The 20,091-nt window shown below is 35.4% G+C and carries 12 protein-coding genes; all 12 read right to left on the bottom strand.

The features are described 5' to 3' along the window. Positions 1-9 precede the first annotated feature (9 nt). A complete protein-coding gene (mgrA, locus tag GMB29_RS03535; protein WP_136353457.1) occupies positions 10-1,002 on the bottom strand; it encodes an L-glyceraldehyde 3-phosphate reductase in 993 nt (330 codons plus the stop codon). A gap of 139 nt (positions 1,003-1,141) precedes the next feature. Beyond that, the gene (locus tag GMB29_RS03530) at positions 1,142-3,379 is read right to left on the bottom strand and encodes an alpha-galactosidase (protein WP_136353455.1); all 2,238 of its coding nucleotides are present in this window, start codon (positions 3,377-3,379) and stop codon (positions 1,142-1,144) included. Between the two features lie 97 nt (positions 3,380-3,476). Continuing rightward, positions 3,477-6,524 (bottom strand): beta-galactosidase, LacZ type, encoded by a 3,048-nt coding sequence (locus tag GMB29_RS03525; RefSeq protein WP_136353453.1) that lies wholly within the window; start codon positions 6,522-6,524, stop codon positions 3,477-3,479. 28 nt (positions 6,525-6,552) lie between these two features. Continuing rightward, a complete protein-coding gene (locus GMB29_RS03520; protein WP_136353451.1) occupies positions 6,553-7,377 on the bottom strand; it encodes a carbohydrate ABC transporter permease in 825 nt (274 codons plus the stop codon). Beyond that, positions 7,374-8,267: a carbohydrate ABC transporter permease gene (locus GMB29_RS03515; RefSeq protein ID WP_227551702.1), complete on the bottom strand. Its 894-nt coding sequence runs from the start codon at positions 8,265-8,267 to the stop codon at positions 7,374-7,376. Before GMB29_RS03515 ends, GMB29_RS03520 begins: the two co-directional genes overlap by 4 nt. Before the next feature lie 328 nt (positions 8,268-8,595). After that, a complete protein-coding gene (locus GMB29_RS03510; protein WP_136353449.1) occupies positions 8,596-9,882 on the bottom strand; it encodes an ABC transporter substrate-binding protein in 1,287 nt (428 codons plus the stop codon). Positions 9,883-10,072: 190 nt separating this feature from the next. Next, complete coding sequence (locus GMB29_RS03505) at positions 10,073-11,836, bottom strand: sensor histidine kinase (protein WP_136353447.1); 1,764 nt, start codon at positions 11,834-11,836, stop codon at positions 10,073-10,075. Between the two features lie 20 nt (positions 11,837-11,856). Continuing rightward, the gene (locus tag GMB29_RS03500) at positions 11,857-13,407 is read right to left on the bottom strand and encodes a response regulator transcription factor (protein ID WP_136353445.1); all 1,551 of its coding nucleotides are present in this window, start codon (positions 13,405-13,407) and stop codon (positions 11,857-11,859) included. A gap of 265 nt (positions 13,408-13,672) precedes the next feature. Continuing rightward, a complete protein-coding gene (locus tag GMB29_RS03495) occupies positions 13,673-15,004 on the bottom strand; it encodes a hemolysin family protein (RefSeq protein ID WP_196305220.1) in 1,332 nt (443 codons plus the stop codon). A gap of 130 nt (positions 15,005-15,134) precedes the next feature. Then, on the bottom strand, positions 15,135-16,310 hold the full coding sequence (yhbH, locus tag GMB29_RS03490) for a sporulation protein YhbH (RefSeq protein WP_136353441.1): 1,176 nt from the start codon (positions 16,308-16,310) through the stop codon (positions 15,135-15,137). Positions 16,311-17,058: 748 nt separating this feature from the next. Then, a complete protein-coding gene (locus GMB29_RS03485; protein ID WP_136353439.1) occupies positions 17,059-18,954 on the bottom strand; it encodes a PrkA family serine protein kinase in 1,896 nt (631 codons plus the stop codon). A gap of 652 nt (positions 18,955-19,606) precedes the next feature. After that, positions 19,607-20,089: a tRNA (uridine(34)/cytosine(34)/5-carboxymethylaminomethyluridine(34)-2'-O)-methyltransferase TrmL gene (gene trmL / locus GMB29_RS03480; protein ID WP_136353437.1), complete on the bottom strand. Its 483-nt coding sequence runs from the start codon at positions 20,087-20,089 to the stop codon at positions 19,607-19,609. Positions 20,090-20,091: the final 2 nt, after the last annotated feature.

Genomic DNA, 20,091 nt, shown 5'->3' with positions numbered 1-20,091 from the left:
TATATATATTTATTTTTTCAGAATCTCTTCTATTCGTACAAGTTCTTCATCTGTAAAAGAAAGATTATTTAATGTCGCAACATTTTCTTCGATTTGACTTACCTTGCTCGCACCAATTAAAGCAGAAGAAACACGTCCTTCTCGAAGAACCCAAGCTAATGCCATTTGGGCTAGATTTTGCCCTCTTTCTACGGCAAGTTCATTTAGCTTTCTGACACGATTTAATACTACATCAGTTACTCTGTTTTTATCTAAAAATGTATTAGCTTTAGCTGCTCTCGAATCAGAAGGGATACCAGAAATATATTTATTTGTTAACAATCCTTGGTCTAATGGACAAAAAGCGATCGACCCTACTCCATTTTCAAACAATACATCCTGCAAGCCATCCTCGATCCAACGATTAAACATTGAATATCTCGGTTGATGAATAAGCAATGGTGTGCCAAGATCATTTAATATCTTCACCGCTTGGGCTGTTTGCTCTGCATCATAGTTAGAAACTCCAACATACAATGCTTTACCTTGACGTACAATTTGATCAAGAGCGCCCATTGTCTCTTCTAATGGTGTGTTTGGATCAGGGCGATGGGAATAAAACACATCAACATAATCTAAACCCATTCGTCTCAAACTTTGATCAAGACTTGCAATTAAGTATTTTTTTGAACCCCAGTCACCATATGGTCCATCCCACATATGATAACCAGCCTTTGTTGAGATGACCATTTCATCCCTATAAGGAGCAAAATCTGTTTTTAACATTCTTCCAAACATCTCTTCTGCGCTTCCTGGCGGAGGACCATAGTTATTAGCTAAGTCAAAATGAGTGATTCCTAAATCGAATGCTCTACGGAGCATTGCTCTTCCATTCTCATATGTATCAACTCCACCAAAGTTATGCCATAATCCTAATGAAATAGCCGGTAATAACAAGCCTGAATTTCCAACTCGATTATAAGTCATGTTACTATAACGATTATCATTTGCACTATATGCCATTATGTAACCCCTTTCACACTAACAATCTTTTTATATTCTAACTTAATCAATCATTTTTTCATATTAATATATCTTATTAAAACCATTTTCATGAGAGGAACAATTAGCCCTGCTCACTCTTTTGAGCATGGGCCTTTGTTTAATTCTTATTCTCTTGTTCTCTTAAATAATATATGACAGATTGATAATCGCCGCCGCGTTTAGCGATATTCCGATTCGATCCATTAAATTCAGTTGGCAATGATAAACCACGAAACATTAATTCGTCTCCATAGAAGGATTCTTCTTTTCCATCAATATTGTAAAACATCTTCTCATCTAATCCTTTAAGGATGACAACTTGCTCCTTCTTTGGATTTGGTGTCGCCAAAACTTTATACCATCCAACCAAAGCTTCTTTTTTATTCTTAGAAACGATCATCCAAGCTGTTTCATTGTTTTCAAAAGGGCTGAGAAGTCGATAAAAATCTCCATCTCGAATTAAACTTCGGTGTTTTCTATAAAAATTTATTTGTTCTTTAATGACATTTTTCTCAACATCACTTAATTCAAGAGGATTAAGTTCATAACCAAATGTTCCAAAATAGGCTGTGTTGGCTCTTGTGTCGATTGGAGTATTTCGTAATGTTTGGTGATTAGGTATAGCTGAAACATGTGATCCCATACTATATATTGGGTAAACCATCGAAGTACCATATTGAATCTTTAATCGTTCAACAGCATCAGTATCATCACTAGTCCAAGCTTGTGGTGCATAATAGAACATTCCAGGATCAAATCGTCCACCACCACCTGCACACGACTCAAACAATACATTTGGAAATTCATTCACAAGCTTTTCATATAGGGAATAGACACCCAATATATATCGATGAAAAAACTCTCCTTGCCGATCCGTGCTTAGAGCTGCTGAATAAGCGTCAGTTATATTACGATTCATATCCCATTTGATGTAGGAAAGTCCTGTCTTTCGAATAATATCCGCCATTTTGTCATAAAGATATTGAACGATTTCATTCCTTGAAAAATCTAATACAAGCTGATTACGTCCAAACGTCAAATGCTCTCCCTGTCTCCCTACAATCCAATCAGGATGTTCTAAATACAACTGACTGTTTTGATTGACCATTTCCGGTTCAAACCATAGACCGAATTTCAATCCAAGGCTATTCAGCTTTTTTCCCAATGATGTTAAGCCATTTGGCAGCTTTTGTTCATTTTCAAACCAATCACCTAGTGAAGATGTATCATCATTTCTTTCGCCAAACCACCCATCATCCAATACAAATAATTCAATACCTAACTCTTTCGCACTTTTTGCAATAGATACAAGTTTATCTTCATCAAAATCAAAATAAGTTGCTTCCCAATTATTAATTAAGATCGGTCTATCTTCTGTTTTCCATGGATCTCGCAGTAAATGATTACGATAAAGATCATGGAAAGTTTGACTCATTCCGTTTAATCCATTCCATGAATAAACCATAACGACTTCTGGAGATTGGAAGCTTTCCCCTTCCATTAGCTTCCATCTAAACTGATGGGGGTGAATTCCCATCATAACTCTTGTTGCTTGATAATGATCGACTTGCACTTGAGCCAAGAAGTTACTACTATATACAAAATTAAATCCATAGACCTCATTCTCATGTTCAGTTGTTTCGTTTCTCTTTAATGCAATAAACGGGTTATCATGATGTGAACTTGCCCCTCTTATACTTGAAATCGAGTGTGTTCCTTGGACAAGCTGCCTTTCTTTAATATGCCTTTCTCTAGACCAAGTACCCGATAAATGGATCATCGTAAAAGCATCATCAGGAAAATCTATGGAAGCACTCATTATTTTTCGAATATAAAAATCGTTATTTCCTATATTCTCTATCTTTGTATTTCTCGTTATGACAGGATCGTTATGATAAATCGTATAAACTAATAATAGATTCGCTCCAACCTTTTCATCTAATAATTTAATCGTTAGTGTCGTAGCTTCATCTTTATCAGCATATGTTGCAGGAAGTCCATTAAGTTTTGGTTTACCATTAGATATTTCATATCCCTGATATTTAAACTCGTTTCCAAGTCTCCCATCATTTGTTTCAATTTCTATTGCTGCATCGCGAAAATCCCCTTTTCCAGCAACAGGATATTCCTGTCTAATCGTTTCTAACGTGAAAGCTGGATCATCAAGATCGTAATGACAGCTTGCCGGTGTTGGTACATCTTTCACATGTAAATGCGAGAAGTCTTCCCGGTGTCGAAGAGCTCTCCCGAAGTAAAGTTGACCTAACCCCCCATTTTTAAGGACATGAAAAATATAGCTTATCTTTCCATTCGTTAAATGAAATTGATTTCTTTGATCATTCACATAGATATACATGTATATTTAACTCCTTTACTTATAAAAAAATAAAATAGGAAAGAGCTTGTAAGTTTCAAGCTCTTTAACTACTCCATATCCTTTTTTCATTTTCCACTTATATCCGTTGAATCATAAATTCAAATTCCATATCGTTATCAGCATTAATAAGGTGTTCATCGTGAACCGGAGCTCCCCAACTATCATCACCGCCAACGCCCATTTGCCTGCCTGCAACTGTAACAACAGTATAATGTACATTAGGTAGTTCATAATGATGTTGGGCATTTTCAAGCTCGAAAGCTGTATATGGTGAAATTGTACATTCAAATGGATCGGCAACAGCTGAAATTTTTATTCCGTTACCACCTTTGCTAATCAGGCTTACTCTTCTTACGCCTGTTCGGTTACCTGATTCTTGCGGCTTGACGTATCCTGACACATTATCGGATACTTGGTTTTTAAAAATACCTAATCTTGCCCCCATTGACCGATCAGAATAATTCTCTTCTGGACCCATCGCAAACCATTCAAGTTGATCATACTTTGCTGGAATCTTGAATGATACTGCAAAAATCGGCATTTGAGGAAGACCTTCCGCTCCATGATAAACAGATTTGACACGTATATTTCCATCTGGGTAAACAAAATATTTTATTGTCACCACTACATCATTGCTAATTGAAAATTTATAAGTAAAAGCAACACTAACAAACTCTTTCTCTTCCAAAACATCAATTCCAACACATTTGCGTGCAAGGCTTGCAGCAAACCAGCAACCAGAATGGAAATCCTGTGAATAGCCCCTGTCATTATCTGTAGTAGCCCTCCAAAATAAAGGTACAGGAGGATTCTCAATCATTTCTCTTCCCGCATAGTTTAAGGAAGTAAGGCTTCCTGCCTGCTTGGAGAACATGACGGTGAAATCCCTGCCATGTATGCCAATGTTTACATCACCTTTTACAACACGTAAATCACCTATAGATTTGTCTGCTTCTGTCTTTTTATCGCTTCTCTTAAACACATACTGTCCAAAAGCAACCTCATACCCTTCTTTTGCCCAAAGCATATTCTCCTTAAGCTTAAAAGAAACGTGTATGCAATACTCGCCCGCATCTTGTATCAAATGACTCGGAATATCAAATTCTACTCTATCCTTACTTAACGGCCCTACATTAAGAGTAAGCTTGTTTTGATAGAGGTTCTTTCCATCCAAGAAAAGGGTATATTTCAATACATAATCAGATGTATCAGTGAAAAGATTTTCATTTGTAATTGATACACCTGATCGATCAGCGTTAAGCTTAACGTTTTGGTATAAAAACTTAACTTCTTGCATCTTAGGGGATAATTCTCGATTTGCATATACTATGCCATTTGTACAAAATCCATAGTCTGTTGGACGATCGCCAAAATCGCCCCCGTAGGCTAAATATTCCACCCCAAATCGGTCTTTCTTCATAATTGATTGATCAATATAATCCCAAATGAAGCCGCCTTGATACATTGGAAATTTCGTCTCTAGATCTGTGTATTTATACATTCCGCCTAGTGAATTACCCATTGCATGCATATATTCACAGCTAATATACGGTTTTTCTGGATTTTCCGTTAAATATTTTTCAATATCTACCGGTTTTGCATACATGCGGCTTTCCATATCGCTTGTATCATTATATTCACGGTTATGGAATACACCCTCATAATGGACGAGACGGCTTGAATCAACTGATTTGAAGTATCGCGTCACATTTAGAATCACCTCACCAGCATATGATTCATTCCCACATGACCATATAAGGATAGAAGGGTGATTTTTGTCCCTTTCAAACATCGATATTGCTCGATCCAATACTATGTTCTGCCATTCCGGCTTATTTCCGGGGATATTCCATGAAGGTTCAACTGCCCCCATCTTTTGCCACGAACCATGAGTCTCCAAATTCATTTCATCAATAACATAAATCCCATATTCATCACATAACTCATACCAATAGCTTTGATTCGGGTAATGAGAAGTACGTACTGCGTTAATATTATGACGCTTCAATGTTTTGATATCCCACAGCATATCTTCCTTGGTAATCGATCGACCAGTCCGGCAATTAAATTCATGGCGATTCACACCTTTAAAAACAATACGTTTTCCATTTATCTTCATAATCTTGTCTACAAGTTCAAACCTTCTAAAGCCGACTTTCTGTGGAATGACTTCTATTAAATTACCTGAATCGTTATATAGTTGAATGTAGAGCTTATATAAGTAAGGATGTTCAGCGCTCCATAGCTCCGGATTATCTACTACCATAGAAAGGGAACAGTCATTCTCTCCCAAGTTATCTTTTTCAGTTGCTATTAACCTATTATTTGCATCGTATAATTCTGCAATGACCTTTGAATTCTTTGGTGTAGAAGATAGGAATTTAAGATCCGCTTTAAGTGAACCGATCGAAAAAGATGAATCTAATTCTGCATGTATATGAACATCATAAGCATGAATTTCAGGGACAGTGTATAGATATACATCCCGAAAAATCCCAGAGAATCGCCAGAAATCCTGGTCTTCAAGCCAACTACCTGTACTACGTTGGTATACCTCAACAGCTAGCTTATTTTCTCCATCATTTAGAAAAGGTGTAAGCTCAAATTCGGATGGTGTGAAGCTATCTTCACTGTAACCAACAAATTCACCATTTAACCACACAAAGAACGCAGACTCTACACCTTGAAATGAAATATAAACAGGTTTATTTTTCATCTTGTTCGGTACATGAAAAAACTTTACATAGCTGCCTACCGGATTATGGTCTGTCGGAATTTCGGGAGGACGGATATCATTATGACCGTCCCATGGATACATTGTATTTACATATTGCGGTTGTCCATAACCTTGTAATTGAATATGTCCCGGTACAGTAATATCGCCCCATCCTGCACATTCAAAGTCAACTTGGTAAAAATGTTCTGGACGGTTATTCGGATTAATTGCATAGTTAAATTTCCAGTTTCCGTTCAAGTCATGTCTCATATTCATAGGATTGGCATTTCTTGCCTCATCTATTGAGTCATAGTACAGATGATCGGAATGTGCTTGAAGTCGATTTACTGCAAACACATTCACATCTGTAAGCCAATTAATATCTGGAGTTTTTGCCATTATTGTCATGCATCCTTTCTATAGCAATCTTGTAACACTATTTAACAGAACCCATCATGCCTGCAACGAAATGCTTTTGCATAATAAAGAATATAAGTGCCGCAGGTAAAGTTGCTATTACAATCGCTGTCATAATGATCCCGAAATCCGGAGAATAACTTGATCCAAGATTTGAGATAAGCAATGGTATCGTTTGATTCTCTGGAGATTGCAAGACAACAAGCGGCCATAAATAATTATTCCAACTAGCCATAAACGTAATAATGGCAGCAGCTGCATACGTTGTTTTCATTGTAGGAACATAAATTCTAAAGAAAACACCTAATTCACTTAACCCATCTATTCTACCTGCCTCTAGAATGTCTTTCGGGAACATCTTTGTACTTTGTCTAAAGAAAAAAATGAGAAATGCTGTTGTAACTGACGGTAGAACAGCTGCAGTTAGTGTATCGATTCCAAAAAAGGGTACTGTTTGTGATATAGTCCCAAATAAACGGAATAGTGGTACCATTAATGCTGCAAAAGGAATCATCATCGAAATGAGTAAAATATTGAAAACGATATCCTTTGACTTGCTTTTATAGATTTCAAATCCATAGCCTGCTAAAGATGCTATTAATAATGAAAGAATCGTTGTAGTAATGGAAATCTTTGCTGAATTCATTAATGCAGGAATTAGATTTACCGTCTCTATGAGATTGTTAAAGTTTTCCACAAAGTGGCTTCCTGGTAATAATTTACCCTTTGTGACGTCTACTGATTTGTTCGTTGCACTAACAATCATCCATAAAAATGGAAAAACGGAGATGATGGTAGCCAAAGTTAAAACAATATAACTTACAACTCGTTTAAGGTTACTCATTTCTTATCACCTGCCACTTTAAACTGAATAATTGAGAAGATAACAATCATTATGACAATAGCGTATGAGACTGTAGCCGCATAGCCAAAGTCAGGTGTATATTTGAAGGAGAGATTATAAATATATTGTGAAATCGTAATTGTCGAGTTCCCCGGTCCACCTTGTGTAATATTCATTACTTCGTCAAACAGCTGAAGAGTTCCAATTGTTGACGTTATTGAAGTGAATAAAATGATTGGCTTTAACATAGGAATCGTAATTTTAAAGAATTGCTGAAATGCTGATGCTCCATCCATTTTTGCTGCTTCGTATATGGAATGATCGATATTTTGCAGGGATGATAGATAAAAAATCATATTATAACCTGTCCAACGCCAAGTGATTGCCACAATAATGGCTATTTTTGCCCAGAAAGGATCTGTAAGCCACTGAATTGGTTCTGTAATAAGATTTACTTTTAGTAACATCATGTTAATCAAGCCATCTGCACCAAACAAATACTTAAAAATGACCGAATATGCCACAAGCGATGTGACACATGGTAAAAATATTGCGGTACGAAAAAACCCTTTAAATCTTAGTTTTGGATTATTTAATAAAACAGATAAAAACAAGGCTAGTAAAATCATAACCGGCACTTGAACGATAAGATAAACCACTGTGTTTTTTACAGCAGCAATGAACGTTGGGTCTTGAAATAAACGAAGATAATTATCGAATCCGTTAAAAGTCAAATTCGTTCCAGTACCTGATTGAAAGGACATAATTAACGCCTGAATCATCGGGTAAAAATAAAATAAGCAAATCATCAATGTTGCGACTATAACAAAAGACCAACCAATTACAACATTTTTCAAACGATTATTTTTAATGAATTTTGCTGTTTGGATGTTCGGATTTGTTTTTGCTGTAATCAATTCAGTTCAACTCCTAACCATCTAAATAAAGCGAGACTTATCATACTTAGTACGCCACTGCCTGTGGCTTTCATCTAACTTGCAAGTTTTGTCATCTGTCGGTCATGTGCGATCAATTATCTTCACCATGCTTCTTTGTCTGACGGAAACTAAGCTAGATGGATGTTACTGCCCGTTAATGTGAATAAAAACACCTCGGAGCTTCTCACCTGATGCATTTAATAGCTCCGTTTTTGAGAGTCCCGAGGCTTTAATCTCTTAGTATATTCATCTAAATATAGTAAGAGTAATAGCTTGGTAATTATTTTATTTGTGCTTCTGCTTGCTTTTGAGCATCTTCTAATACTTTGTCAATCTCTTTGCCACTAAGGTAATTTTGCATTTCAACAACTAAGATGTCTTCAATTGCATAAGTATGCAAGCCATAGTTTACTTGAGGGATCTGTTCAGTCCATGCTGAGAAGTCAGAAATAATTTTTTGGCCTCCAAAGAATTCATCAGCAGCTATATATGCTTCACCTTTTGCAGCTGGTGTATAGCTTCCAATTGCACCAATCTCAGTCACAAGATCCTGATACAGGTCAGCATTTGACCCAAATGTTTTTGCCAGGAAATCAACAGCATTTTCTTTACCTGGAACATCAAGAACATACCATGAGCTACCGCCTAAGTTTGATGCATTTACAGAACCTTCGATACCAGGAAGCTTAGGAAATGGCACAACTGCCCACTTTCCAGATTGAGATGCTTCAGCCTTTATAGAAGGTGTAATCCAGTTACCTGTTGGAACTGAAGTAACTTCTCCACTATTAAACGCTGCTAAGAATTGACTCCAGTCAGACACTGGTGACACGATATCTGCATCTAAAATCTCTTTGTATACTTCGAATGCTTTCTTAAGAGACTCATTACCGGCTAAGTTAGGTGTAACTCCGTCTTCCTTCAAATACCATGAACCACTAGACTGTATCATCATACGAATTTGCCCAAGGTCATTCGGGTCAAGTGTTAACATTTGTTTACCTGTCACTTCTTTTACTTTTTTACCAATTTCAATGTACTTTTCCCAATCAATATTTTTCAAATCATCAACTGTATAACCAGCTTCTTCTAAATAATCCGTTCTAACGTATAAACCAGTTACTCCGGTATCGAACGGAAGCCCATAATTCTTTCCATCTACACTAGTTGGAGCAATTTTATATTGAGCAAAATCTTCAGTATTAAATGCATCTGTTAACTCATGGAATGAGTCAGGATAAGCTTGAAGAAAACTTTGAGCACGATAATCTTCAATCAAAACGATGTTTGGTAATCCCTTTGTCGTTCCTGAGCTTAAGCTAGTATTTAGCTTCTGAATGATATCATCTTGAGCATTTTCTATAATCTTTATATCAACTTCTGAATTTTCCCCTTGATAAGCTTCTTTAGCCAATTCCATCGCTTTAATATTAAAGTTTGGATCCCAAGCCCAGACTGTTATTTCGTTTGAATCTGCTGTTTCTGCTGATTGTTTTTCTTTTGATCCAGCAGAACATGCAGTTAACAAAAATATACTAACTAAAAATAAGACAAATACTTTCTTCATCGTAATCCCCCTCATTTATATTTACCTCTCTGTAAGCGCTGTCTATCTTACAAAGATAATGTTAGCATCTGATTGGGGCTTCCTGTTAGGAAGATATTTTTCTAAATTTGTTTTTTCTTTGTGTCTTGAATACGCTTTCTTTTTTCTGGATTTGTACTTTCTTTAGAAATTAGAAAAATTTTTTCTAGCGTTAACACGGTATTGTGATTCTAATTTTTGTACCCTTTCCAAGTTCGCTCGATATTTCCACTCCATACTCCTCACCGTAGATTAGCTGGATTCGTTCATGAACATTACGGACACCAATTCCTGTGAAATGCTGTTGTTTCCGGTTTGTATTTGGTAGATGATCACCTAATACAGATTTCATTCCATCGCCGTTGTCAAATACTTCACAAATCAATGTATCTTTTTCGTTCCAAACAAGTACATTTATACACCCCTCTGCTTTACGGTTAAATGCATGAAAGAATGAATTTTCGATAAAAGGTTGCAGGATCAGTTTAGGTATGTGATATTCCATGCAATCTGGTGCAATGAAATAATTCACTTTAATCCGATCTCCATAGCGTTTTTGATTAATTAACACATAATTTTTTAAATTATCAATTTCCTGTTTAACAGAAATGGTTTCGCTGCCATTTCCAATTGTATTCTGCAGCAAAGAAATCAACGAATTTATTGTTTCATCAGCCTCTTCTTTGCCTCCTTGTTGAACCAAGAATTTTATAGAAGTAAGAGTGTTGTATAAAAAATGAGGATTTATTTGTTGTTGTAATGCAGCAAGTTCGGCATTGCGTTTTTGTTTTTGGGATAACACGAGCTTCTCCACATAATCATGGAGTTCATCAAGCATTGAGTTAAAGGCTTTTCCGATTTGCCTTGTTTCATATGTTCCTGATACAGATACATATTGATCAAAATCATATTTGGAAGCATTCGCAATCTGCTTTACTAATCTCGATAACGAATTCGTCAATCTTCTTGAGATAAAAAAAACAATAATAAGCGCTATAATAACGATTCCCATCGAAATCATGAAAATAGCCTTCTTATCTATTAAGTCACCAATTGCAGTCTTCTTATCAATCAAATTAAACAAATACATATCAAAAGACGGAAGATACTCTACAAATATAATCTGTTCCTGTCCCATGAATTTTCCAGTAAGGTAATTATTTGAATCCTCTTTCCTTTCTTTCGCATAGCTCAATAGTTCTTCTGCTTTTTGACCGATTAACTTCGTCTGGTTACTTGATACGATGACTCCAGATTTGTCTAGTACAAAAACATTATTACCAGGACTTGTATAGCTGTTATAAAACTTTCTAAATTCCTTTTCTTGAATGGCAAAATACATGGCGCCATATACATTACCTGAAATTCGTTCCATTAACGCCTTTGATGCGACAATAAACTGTTCATCCTCTGTCGTTTCCCCAAGATCTTGACGAAAGTCATATTGATACATAAGCCGCTTAGGTTCTTTAAGCGTATGTCGCGTAATATCATTGCCTCTTAACTCCTGATCCGTAATTGGCCAGTACGTTCTATTTGTAGAGTAGCTTATCCCATTAATTCCAGTAACAATAATTCCTATTTCATATGCATCCACATTCGATTTTACGCGCTTCATTTGCTGTTTTATATTAAAATAAGCGTTCATTTTCTCCCTATTGGATTGTTCCTCAGTAAGAATATTCTTTATTGTTCCACTTTGCAAAAGATTATTTGAGGCAATGACAACAGAATAATGAAATGATTCAAAACGGTCTATAATTTGATTCATAACTTTTGCGTTTGTGATACTAAATTTATCGATAAAGAATCGCTCAGACATCCGAAAGGTTGTCCAGGTGATAATAACTGAAACAGTTATGATACTAATAACTGTTATAAGAAACATAATGATGAATAATCCATTATGCTTAAAGTGATCCTGTAAAAATTTCATAATCTATCACATCGCTTAATTCATATATTTTTTCTTCTATATTGACTAGGGGACAACCCCTTTATTTTCTTAAAAACTTTACAAAAATAACTGTGATCAGAATATCCAACAATCTCGCTTATTTTAGAGATTGTTATTGTGTCATTAATTAGTAATTTAGAAGCTTCTTCGATGCGGATTTTATTTAAATATTCAATGAACCCTTCATTATTATGAGTAGCAAAGTAATTTGATAAATAAGAAGGATTAAAATGAAAATGCTTTGCAACACCTGTAAGGCTGAGCGGTTCTGCAAAATGTTCATCAATATATTGCAGGATCATCTTTATATTCGAATTGTCTAAATGGCTGCGGTTAGATAAAATACATTTTTTTGACTCTTCTATAAAAAGGTTTAATAGTTTGACTGCTTCATCAGCAGTACTAGATTCCTCAATAGAATTAAAATAGATATACCTAGCATCTTCTAATTCTTTTACTTCATAACCTAAGTTACTAAGAAGAATGGTGATATTAAAAATAATGTTTCCAAAAAAAGATTTATATTCAAAAATATCTGTCGTAAAACACCCTGATAATTCAGTAACATGATCCACTAAATAACTAAATGCAGAATCAAAACGTTTATGCATAAATTCATTCGTAAATCGATCCAAATTAAAAGGGGAACATTTAGGAGAATCCTTTGGCAAAGCTTGTTGGGTCAATATTTGTTGATTTGGCAAATAATAAAGGTATTGCAGCAATTTTTTTAAACTTTCTTTGTAGACCATTCCTACTTTGGAAAAATCCGTGAATTCTTCACTAAGTACAAATCCAATGTAAGGCTCCGAATCTGAAATTTGATTGGCAAGATCAATGACTAGCGGAATTTGATCTTTATTTATATTAATAAGGAAGACATTTACACTTTGTTCAGCAGTAAAAGAATAGTGGACAACATGATCTAAGTTTTTCTCGATTGCTTTTGTGATATTCTTGTTTATATTAGCTACATATTCTACGTTTCCTTTAGAAGGATGACGCTTATAATCAACCCCTAATAAACAGAAATATCTATTTGGGAAGGCTTTCAAAATTAACTCTGAATGATCGTCTGCATCATAACCTGATATGAGCTTTTCAATGATTTGTCCAACAGTTAAAGTGTTTTCTAACTCCTTATTAACCAATTGTATTGAAGGAATTCTACTTGCTGCAGTTCTTAATACTTTTAACAGCCCCTGAGCATTAAGCTTCGGCTTTAATATATAATCAACAGCACCACTTTGAAAGGTAGAGCGAACATAGTCAAACTCTCCAAAACTACTTAGTATAATGATTTCAATATGAGGATATTTCGTTTTTACAATTCTCGTTAATTCTTCCCCATCCATGATTGGCATGACAATATCTGTGAGAATAATATGCGGGCTTGTTAATTCAATTAATTCCAGTGCTTCTTGACCATTTGATGCTTCGCCTACAATTTGAAAACCTTCTTGCTCCCAATTTATATAATGCTTAATTCCTTGTCTAATTAATATTTCATCGTCTACAATGATCGTTCTGCAAAGTTCCCCAGCCTTCAACGCTATCCCTCCAATAGATTTAATGAATGTACAAATATCTTTATATTATCCATCTCAAAGCGGGAAAAGTCTTTAGATCAAATAACTACATGTACAAAGTAATTAGAAGTATTTTATCATTTTATTTTAATCTTTGTTGCCTTTTCTTTAATTGGAAAAAAGATAGAAACAAATCAAGTACACCCTTGTTCTGAAATTCACCTTTTCAATAATGAAAAAAGCCTATTTTGATTAAAAATCAAATAGGCATGTATTGTTTTTTGATTTACTCTATTCCATCAGACTCTTTCTTTTCTAGTACTTTTACTCTTAATTGCAAAATTCGTTTATCATCCATTTCTTCAACAGAAAAGCGAATGTTTTCAAATTCAATTTCAGGTTTTTCAATCTCATTAGGAATATATCCTAACTGTCCAATAACAAAGCCACTTATCGTATCATAATCCTCTGATGGGAACTCGATCTTTAATAAATCTTCAACAACATATAAATTTGTTGTTCCAGGTATCAAATACGTATGTTGATCAAGCATGGTAATCTCTTCGTCATCTATTTCACGATCATCATACTCGTCGAAAATATTTCCAACAATTTCTTCAATGACATCCTCAATTGTTACGACTCCATCTGTTCCACCGTATTCATCAATCGCAATCGCCATATGAATATTATACATTTGCATCTGTTTAAACAATTCATCTATTCGTTTAGATTCCAAAACAAAATATGGATCTCTAAGCAATTCCTTTAAGTGAAAATTATTTTCTTCACAGTTTTCTATAAATTGTATTAAATCTTTTACATGCAGGATTCCAACAATATGATCTATATCACCTTCATACACAGGAAATCTTGTGTATTTTTCGACATTCACTAATCGTACTGTTTCTATTAAGCCATAGTTAAGTGGGATTGCAATGATATTTGTCCGATGTGTCATAATATCAGATACTGTTTTATTATCCAATTCAAAAATATTATTGATCATTACTTTTTCTGCTTCCTGAATTGTACCTCTTTCCTTCCCGACATCAACCATCATCCTAATTTCTTCTTCTGTTACATTTTCATCTTCAGCATCTGGATCAACACCGAATAGTCTGACAATAAAGTTCATTGAGATCGTTAATAATTTTACAAAAGGAGATGAAATTTTGGATAGAAACGTCAGAGGTAAAACCGCAAAGTTTGAAATTGGTTCTGCCTTTTGCAATGCAAGCCGCTTTGGTACAAGCTCACCTAAAACCAAAGTAAAGTAAGAAAGAACAAGGGTTATCACAATAACGGATATTGTCCCGAGAACTTCTTTGGAAACAGGAACTCCCCATTCATACAACAATTCAGCTAATCTTCCGGCAAAGCTTTCGGCAGCAAACGCACTTGCTAAGAATCCAGCTAATGTAATACCAATTTGAATAGTAGCAAGAAAGCGGCTTGGTTCAGATAAGAGACTATGCAGCAATTTTGCTTTTTTATCTCCACTTTCAGCCAGGAGTTTTACTTTATTATCATTTAATGAAATCAATGCAATCTCTGATGCAGCAAAAAATGCATTGACGATGATAAGAACGATTAGAATGAATATTTCAATTGCCAATAACACCAACCTCCGGATCGAGCAATTACGTTTTAGCATACCCAGTACGATAAGCTTATTCTCCTTCTTAGTGTTTAAAATTACCTAATAAAAAACCCCACCAATACTTGGTAAGGGCTAAGATTATTTATTACGCGTACAACTTATCGTCTTCTTCTTTTTTGAAGAAACTTTTCATCGCTTGGAAAACATCTGTCTTTTGTTTGAGGATATAGTAGCGGAAATTCTCATCATTGATATTTTTATATGCGGACATTAAGGTTGAGTGTCGGTTATACTGATTGACTTCACCATAGCCAAAAATATTTGATACCTTCATAAGTTCACCGACTAGTTTTACACATCTTGCATTGTCAGAAGTTAAATTATCACCATCTGAAAAATGGAATGGGTAGATATTAAAGCGTGTCGGATTATATTTTTCCTCGATGACTTCAAGTGCCTTGCGATAGGCTGACGAACAAATAGTCCCACCACTTTCACCTTTTGAAAAGAAATCCTCTTCAGTGACAATTTTTGCTTCAGTATGATGTGCAATAAATTCGATTTCAACTTTCTCGTATTTCGTGCGAAGAAATCTTGTCATCCAGAAGAAAAAGCTTCGCGCCATATATTTTTCCCAAAGGCCCATACTACCACTTGTATCCATCATGGCTATCACGACTGCCTTTGATTCAGGCTTTACAACTTCATTCCAAGTTTTATATTTTAGATCTTCAGGAAAAATTGGGTGAAAACTATTTTTCCCAGACATCGCATTGCGTTTGTAAGCAGATAGCATTGTGCGTTTCTTATCAATATTCCCCATTAATCCAGTACGTCTAATATCATTAAATTCAATATTTTCAATAACAATTTCGTCTCGTTCTTTTTGCTTTAAATTTGGTAGTTCCAGTTCTTTAAATAGTGCTGCTTCAAGTTCAATAATCGAGACTTCCGCCTCGTAATAATCCTCTCCAGCTTGGTCTCCTGCTCCTTGACCCTTCCCAGGTCCTTTTGCATCAGCTTGTGAACCATCTCTTGCTACAACATCACCTACCTTGCTATCTCCATCTCCTTGGCCAACATGCTTATTTTTATCATAGTTATAACGAATTCTGTATTCGTCCAGTGAACGAATAGGGATCTTCACAACGTCCTTGCCATTTGACATTACGATGCTTTCTTCAGTAATTAAGTCTGGAAGGTTGTTGCGAATAGCTTCTTGAACTTTTTCTTGATGGCGCATTTGATCATCTTGGCCTTTACGATGGAGGGTCCAATCTTCTTGTGAGATAACAAAATTTTGTTCTTCTTGACCTGACATTTTACAATTCCCCCTCCAATAAATAATATTTTTCAAAAATTGTCACAATACATGAATTTTTCGCATACATTAACGTGGATAAATCATTTTAACGCCCAATTTGTCTCCTATATAAATGGATTACTCTATCCTATGCGGCAACTTTGATTTATTGACAAAAAATTTAGAAAATATGCGTAGACATTTTAAAATGAGACAAGTCCCTACTAAAGAAGAAACATTCTTTTCCAAAGACATAAATATAGGTGAAAACAAACAAAGCTGACAATTAATTAGTTGTCAGCCACAAATGTCAAAACTTACTTTACTCCCTCATCAACGGGCAGTATTTTCTCCACCTCTTAGTCTTAAGTTATTCTATAAGTGAAAAATTAGATAGGTAACTGTCCGTAAATGTCCGATTAGTCTCGCTAGCCATCAGTGGATAATGCCACACTGATGGCAGTCCCCGCTTTCCTCCACATTAACGGGCAGTATTTTCTCCACCCCTTGTTTACGTTATTCTATAAGCGAAAAAATAAGATAAGTAACTGCCCGTAAATGTCCGATTAGTCTCGCTAGCCATCAGTGGATAATGCCCCCACTGATGGCAGTCTCGCTTTTCCCCACATTAACGGGCAGTATTTTCTCCACCTCTTGTTTACGTGATTCTTTAAGTGAAAAAAATAAGATTGGTCACTGCCCGTAAATGTCCGATAAGTCTCGCTAGCCATCAGTGGATAATGCCCCCACTGATGGCAGTCTCGCTTTACCTATTTAATAAGCTTCCAACATATCGCAGTAGATCATTTGCTGATGTTGAGTTATAGCCGTGTTCATCGATTAATCTTGCTACTACTTCATTGATTTTCTTAAGCTGCTGTTCATCAGGGGTTTTAGATGAAGTTGTGATTTTTACAACATCTTTTAAATCGGCAAATAATTTCTTCTGGATTGCTTCACGTAAACGTTCATGGGAATTGTAATCGAATCTCTTTCCTTTTCTGGCAAAGGCTGAAATTCGGATCAATATTTCTTCACGAAACGCTTTTTTCGCATTTTCAGAAATACCTATTTGTTCTTCAATTGATCTCATTAACTTTTCATCAGGATTCATTTCTTCACCTGTTAATGGATCACGAAGCTTATTTTTATTGCAATATGCTTCAACATTGTCTAAATAATTATCCATTAGTGTCTTAGCTGATTCTTCATAAGAGTAGACAAACGCTTTTTGCACTTCTTTTTTCGCCATATCATCATAAAGTTTACGTGCTACAGATATGAAATTTAAATATTTTTCTCGATCCTCATTTGAAATAGAGGCATGTTGATCAAGTCCTTCTTTAAGAGCACGTAAAACATCAAGTGCATTAATTGATGGTATTTCTTTACGAATAATTGTTGAGGAGATACGGTTTATGACATAACGCGGGTCTATACCGGACATCCCTTCATCATTATATTCCTTACGGAGTTCATTAACATCCACCGAATTAAAGCCTTCAACACTTTCTCCATCATATAATCTCATTTTCTTGACGAGATCAATATCTCCTCGCTTCGGTTCTTTTAAACGAGTTAAGATTGTAAACATCGCAGCTACCTTTAATGTGTGTGGCGCAATGTGAACATCTGATACATCACTTTCTTTGATCATTTTTTCATAAATTCGTTCCTCTTCCGTTACTTTTAAGTTATAAGGAACAGGCATGACAATAATACGGGAATGGAGAGCTTCATTCTTTTTATTAGAAATAAACGAACGATATTCTGTTTCATTTGTATGTGCGACAATCAATTCATCTGCCGAGATTAAAGCAAAACGACCTGCTTTAAAATTCCCTTCTTGAGTTAAAGAAAGTAAATGCCATAAAAATTTCTCGTCACATTTTAGCATCTCTTGGAATTCCATCATTCCTCGGTTTGCTTTGTTTAATTCACCGTCAAAACGATATGCACGAGGATCAGATTCAGACCCATATTCTGCAATCGTTGAAAAATCAATGCTGCCAGTTAAATCTGCAATATCCTGTGATTTCGGATCAGACGGACTGAATGTTCCAATCCCTGTACGCTTATCTTCTGACAGGAAGACACGTTCAACCCTTACATCTTCAATTCTTCCACCATATTCCTCCTCTAAGCGCATAACATTTAACGGAGAAAGATTCCCTTCGATACGGATACCATATTCATCATAAAAATCTCCTCTTAGATGATGTGGAATAAGGTGCAAAGGATCTTCATGCATCGGGCATCCTTTAATCGCGTAAACTGCACCTCTATCTGTTAAAGAGTAGGCTTCTAATCCTCTTTTAAGCATTGTTACAAGTGTAGATTTACCTCCACTTACCGGACCCATTAATAATAGAATCCGTTTTCGAACATCTAATCGTTTTGCAGCAGGATGAAAATATTCTTCAACTAACCGTTCAAGAGCATCTTCTAAACCATACAGCTGGTGATCAAAGAACTTATATTTTCGTTTGCCATCAACTTCTTCGATCCCACCATCTTTAATCATATTGTAAACCCTGGAATGAGCCGATTGTGCAACCCAAGGCTTTTCCTTAACTATATCCAAATACTCTACGAAGGTTCCTTCCCACTTTAAGCGCTGTTCATCTTCCCTGTACTTTTCAATTTTCTTTAAGATATCCATAAGGACCTCCTTCATCTTGGTCGTTCGTCTCGCTTAATATCTCATGCAGATTAATACACTTTATGCGAGGATGTCCTTTAACATTCTTCTTAGATGCAAAAAAAAGGTTCATACAACCATCTAGAAAAGTAGATAAATTTTATAAAAAAAGGGCTTACACATTCACATCAACTATTGATTACGTTATAATGAAACTAGTTTGAAAAGGGAAAGCTATCCATATACTTAAAGTAGTGAATGATTTTTAGGAGGCATAAAAATGAACACAATCTTAGTTATAGGTGTTAGCTTAGCGTTCTTAACAGCAATTTTTACTGCTGGATATGAAAGCAAACCAGGCGTAAAAAAGTAAACAGAAGCGATCAACCTAAGGTAATTAAAAAAATGCTCTAAACCCAAGAATGGGACAAAAGAAAAGCACCTCTTATGTTGTATAGGTATCCTATATTACATGTGGGGTGTATTTTTATGTGTAAAAAAGGAAAGATCAAGATTGGAGAGAATGTTATTTTCGAAGTTATATTTACTTTTTTAATGAGTGAATGCGGAAGTTTAAAAAAGGAGGTGCAAATCAATTTCGATTGCTCCTCCAAACACATTATTATTTACTTTTTCCCCTCTTTAGCCAAACCGGCTATCCAAGTGGTATTTATTATTTTAATCCAGGATAATCTTGTTGTCTTAGCGCTTCATAAATTAAAATGGCTGCAGTATTGGAAAGATTCAATGAACGCACATTTTCTGTCATTGGCAAACGTAAGCATTTATCCATATTCGCCTCAATAACATCCTTAGGCAGTCCAGTTGTCTCGCGTCCAAACACAAAGAAATAATCTTTTTCTACATCACTATAATCAAATGTTGTGTGTGGTTGCTTACCGAATTTTGTTAAAAAGAAAAATTCTGCATCTTTGTGTGCTTCAAATAATTCATCTAATGAATCATGATAGACAACATGAACAAATTCCCAATAGTCTAATCCAGCTCGTTTTAACATTTTATCATCCGTTGAGAAGCCTAATGGACGGATTAAATGAAGAGTTGTATTAGTTGCTGCACATGAACGTGCAATATTTCCTGTGTTGGCAGGAATCTCTGGTTGATATAAAACTACATGTAAAGCCAATGTTTTCACCT

The sequence above is a fragment of the Metabacillus sediminilitoris genome (assembly GCF_009720625.1).
GTDB lineage: Bacteria > Bacillota > Bacilli > Bacillales > Bacillaceae > Metabacillus > Metabacillus sediminilitoris.
Note: the sequence above shows the minus strand (reverse complement) of the source record. Positions and strands in the feature narration are given on the sequence as shown.